This window comes from Thermogutta sp. (genome assembly GCF_014359955.1).
Taxonomy (GTDB): domain Bacteria; phylum Planctomycetota; class Planctomycetia; order Pirellulales; family Thermoguttaceae; genus Thermogutta.
This window is the reverse complement of sequence record NZ_JACIYL010000353.1, coordinates 1-4330: the sequence shown is the minus strand read 5'-3', so window position 1 is coordinate 4330 and position 4330 is coordinate 1. Positions and strand designations below refer to the sequence as shown.

Below are 4330 nucleotides of genomic sequence, written 5' to 3'. Positions count from 1 at the left end.
CGTCAGAGCTTTGCCTCTCGTTTAGAGCGGGTATGTTGTGGCCTATGCAGCCGAACCGGAGCTCGCCGTCGTCTAATACCGATGGACACACACCTGGCTGCCGCAATCCATTCGGAAACACGATTGGTATCGCCAGACCAGGACGGTGAGGACTGGATCATCCTCGCCTTTGACCCGGAATCCATACTCCAGCAGGTGGCTGGTGCCCATCAATATCCCGGTGATTTGATTGTCCAATTCGCAGAGCAGCAGTGGGGCCACGCTAACTCGCCCTTTATCTCTTCGCGCTTCGTGTACGGGCGAGGGACCAGTGGTTTCTGGAAAGAAATACCCTGGTATGGTCAGGTGCTCCGAGTGCGGTTCTATCCGGAGGAAATGCACGCCAGCGCACTGCACGAGTGGCTTCCCGTGCTGACGCTGGTGCTGGGATTTCTGGGGACCGGGCTGGCTGTGCTCACCGTGACCCAGTTCGACCGGCTGCGCATCCGCTTTGCACGCGTTCGCCAGCACCTCGTGCAACTCCTCAACGACTCGGAACGCCGCTATCAAAAGGTCTTCGAGCACGTCCACCAGCCCCTCTTGATTGTCGATCAGGAGCTGAGAATCCAGGAATGCAATCCCGCTGCGGTAACGTTTTTTGGCCAATCACCCGTTGGCCGCTCGCTCTGTGACTTTTGTCCTGAGAGGTGTTCTCCGGAGGGAAAGCTCGCTCGTTGCCGCTGGCTGAAGCCCTCCTCCGGAGAGAACGGCTCCTGGCCGATAGAAACATCCCTCCGATCGAGCGGGGAGCAAATCCGGGAGGTTCTGGGTCTGATCTCCCGCATGGAACTGGCGCAGGGGACCAGCTACGTGATCACCCTTCTCGACATGACCGAACGAAAGGCCATCCAGCGTCAGCTCGAAGAGAATGCCCGGTCGCTCCAGGCCGCCAATATCCGTCTCCGTGCCTATTCCCAGGAGATCGAGAATTCCGCCCGGGCGAAAATCACCCTCCTCGCCAGCATGAGCCATGAAATCCGCACACCCCTGAGCGCCATCCTCGGCTACGCGCGCCTTCTCAGCGAGGAGATTCTCCGTCGGTTACCGGCCGAACAATCGGAAAAGAGCGGCAGCAATGCCGCCGGTGGCATCTCGGAAAACACCCCGTCCGGTTCCCCGCAGCCATCTTTGCAGCCCGACCCAATCATTCTGGAAGCGACCGAAGGTCTCGTCCGCAACTCGGAGCACCTTCTAGAGATGATCAACACGATTCTCGATTATTCCAAGCTGGAGTCCGGCCGAATGGAAGTGGAACGCATTCCCACCGATCCGATTGCGATTGCCCGGGACGTGGTGCGCATGCTGGCCGGAAAGGCTCGGGAGAAAAACCTTCGCATGGAGGTGGAAATCAAAGGCTCTATCCCTCAGACGATTCAGAGCGATCCCACACGGTTGCGGCAGATTCTGGTCAACCTCACCGACAACGCCATCAAATTCACCCGCGAGGGTCGGGTGTGGATCGAAATCGAACTCGATCGAACACCTGTCGACCAGCCGCTCCTGGAATTTCGCGTTTGCGACACAGGAGTGGGAATGTCACCCGACCAGATCGGCCGACTCTTTCAACCTTTTCGCCAAGGGGAAGCCGGAACCTACCGTCAATACGGGGGCACAGGATTGGGACTTCTCATCAGTCGGCGTCTGGCGCGTCTGCTCGGTGGAGATATTGCGGTGGAGAGCACGCCAGGTAGAGGCACGGTCTTTCACGTTCGGGTGGCCACCGGGCCACTGGAAAACGTACCCCTGGTCGACGGCCAGGATCTCGACAACGCGGCGGCGCTCGATCGAAACCGACTCATGGGCACCAAACAGCAAAGCCCATCGGCTTTGCCTTCCGCGCGGAGTCCGCGGACCATTCCCGGCCGCCTCAAGGGCCGCGTCCTCGTCGCAGAGGATTTTCTCGACAATCGTCGGCTCGTCCAGCGGATTCTGGAAAAGACCGGTCTGACGGTCATCACGGTGGAAAACGGCCGAGATGCGATTGCCCAGTACTGCGAGGCCCGGCATCACCGCCGCCCGTTCGACCTCATCCTCATGGACGTGGAAATGCCTGAAATGGACGGGATCACCGCCGTCCGGGAACTTCGGCAGAGCGGTTGCACCATCCCCATTCTGGCCCTCACCGCCCATAATGATCCCCAATGTGTGGAGCAGTTCCTGGAATCGGGTTTTTCGGGATATGTCCCCAAGCCGGTGCACCGGGAGCAACTCCTGGAAGCAGTCGCCCAATTTCTCGGAAAATCGTATTCCCAATCCGGCGGCTCCCCATCAAACTGGAAAGAACCGTGGCAGGTCGAAAAGACCGTCCCCGATGATGTGCCCAGTTTGACGGCTTCCTACTGAAACGGGGACATTTGGAAAACCCTGGCTGTTTAAATCCCCCGGCCATGGGAATGTTCATAACGTGAGGAAGCCAGCCTCGAAGGAGAAACTCGGGAGTTTGCGGAGTCGATAAGGGACTGCACTGAAGCAATCAGTGTAAGGAGGTACGATGTCGCTTGTCAAACGCATCCTGGTTACAGGCGGTGCCGGTTTTCTCGGTTCGCATCTGTGCGAACGTCTTGTGGAGATGGGTCATGACGTGATCTGTCTGGACAATTTTTTCACCAGCCAGAAGTCCAACGTCGCCCATCTACTCAACAAGCCGAACTTCGAGCTGATCCGTCACGACATCACGCTGCCCATCTGGCTAGAAGTGGACGAGATTTACAATCTCGCCTGCCCGGCCGCCCCGGGCCACTACCAGTACAACCCGATCAAAACCATGAAGACCTCCCTGATGGGAGCGATCAACGTGCTGGGGATGGCCAAACGCTGCCGCGCCAAAGTCCTCCAGGCCTCGACCAGCGAAGTCTATGGGGACCCGGAAGTCCATCCCCAACCCGAAACATATCGCGGGGCGGTCAACCCCATCGGTCCCCGCGCCTGCTATGACGAGGGCAAACGCGCGGCAGAAACCCTCTTCATGGATTATCACCGCATGAACAGGGTAAACATCCGCATCGTGCGGATCTTCAACACATACGGACCGCGGATGCACCCCTACGACGGCCGGGTGGTGTCCAACTTCATTCGCCAGGCCCTCTGCGGAGAAGACATCACGGTTTATGGCGATGGCTCTCAAACCCGATCTTTCTGCTATCGGGACGACATGGTGGAAGGCATCATCCGGATGATGGAAAATCCCGAGGATTTCACTGGTCCCGTCAATCTCGGCAATCCCGAAGAGTTCACCATCCTGGAACTGGCCAAACTTGTCATCGAGTTGACCGGCTCCAAATCCAGAATCGTCTTTCGACCGTTGCCCGCCGATGATCCCGTTCGCCGCCGTCCGGATATCACCCTGGCCAAACAGAAACTCGGGTGGGAACCCAAGACTCCACTCCGTGAAGGCCTCATGCGGACGATCGAGTGGTTCCGCTCGATTGACCTTTCACATTACCGCCCCCCGACCCCCTGTTACGAACAGTGACCAGCGGGAGTGGAGCCGGGCCCTCCAAACTTTGCGCGCGGAACGGACTCACTGGGTCGCTTCAGCATCCGCACCATTCTTGGCTGGTCCGACAATCTGGGACGGCACCGGCGGAGCGGTGAAGATGATTTCGCGGGGCACTCGGTAGTTCGGCCAACGGACGTTCGGTTCTCCCGTGTTGGCTTCCCGCGTCGGCGAGAGCGGCTCAGAACTCATGCGGATCGGCCACGGTTCCCCCTGCTCCGGTGGAAATCCCCACAATGCCGGGTTGCCTTCGGTGGTCCTTCCTCCCGCGGGATGTGTTAACTGATCAGCACTCGCCGCCCGGCTCTCTGTCTTCGTGCTGGAAGTTTCGGAATGCTCCCGAGAACACCCCGATCCAAGAACTAACCCCATCACCACGAGAACCAGGAAAGCGGAAAGCGACGCGGCACGGAGCTTTCCCTCGGTTGCCGGCATCAAATTCTGGAGGGACGCTGGATATCGCAAGGTTGGTTCTCCTTGAGGACTCTCTATTATCGCATCCTGGGCCGGGAAGCCAAACCAGCGGCGTTTCGCGGTTCGGTCAAACCGGCCTGATCCGCTGAAGCTCCTGATTCGAGTCGCCCAAAATGGGGCGTAAAACATACACAATAGACCACACTCTTCACACAATATTTTTACCCCAGGAGCAGCCAGACCCCGCCGATGCCCCCCAGCATGAGGGCTGCCATGTCGAACGTATTCTGCGACATTCGTCGGAAGACCCACCGTCCCAATCCTACGCCCACAAGCGTCATGGGAACAGCAAAGGTGGCAAAGTGCATAGTCTCAGATGTG

At 58.6% G+C, this 4330-nt stretch carries 3 protein-coding genes; 2 read left to right on the top strand and 1 reads right to left on the bottom strand.

Going from position 1 to position 4330, the window contains the following annotated elements:
• Positions 1 to 81: 81 nt before the first annotated feature.
• Positions 82 to 2382: an ATP-binding protein gene (locus H5U08_RS11200; protein ID WP_297033022.1), complete on the top strand. Its 2301-nt coding sequence runs from the start codon at positions 82 to 84 to the stop codon at positions 2380 to 2382.
• A 148-nt stretch (positions 2383 to 2530) separates the two neighbouring features.
• Complete coding sequence (locus tag H5U08_RS11195) at positions 2531 to 3511, top strand: UDP-glucuronic acid decarboxylase family protein (RefSeq protein ID WP_297033020.1); 981 nt, start codon at positions 2531 to 2533, stop codon at positions 3509 to 3511.
• A 48-nt stretch (positions 3512 to 3559) separates the two neighbouring features.
• On the opposite strand, the gene H5U08_RS11190 is transcribed toward H5U08_RS11195, so the two are convergent.
• Entirely contained in the window at positions 3560 to 4000 is a 441-nt protein-coding gene (locus H5U08_RS11190; RefSeq protein ID WP_297033018.1) for a hypothetical protein, read from the bottom strand.
• Positions 4001 to 4330 lie beyond the last annotated feature (330 nt).

Bases quoted from the DNA above. Each gene is read 5' to 3' on its own strand.
- H5U08_RS11200 (WP_297033022.1), top strand. From the start codon at position 82: ATGGACACACACCTGGCTGCCGCAATCCATTCGGAAACACGATTGGTA.
- H5U08_RS11195 (WP_297033020.1), top strand. From the start codon at position 2,531: ATGTCGCTTGTCAAACGCATCCTGGTTACAGGCGGTGCCGGTTTTCTC.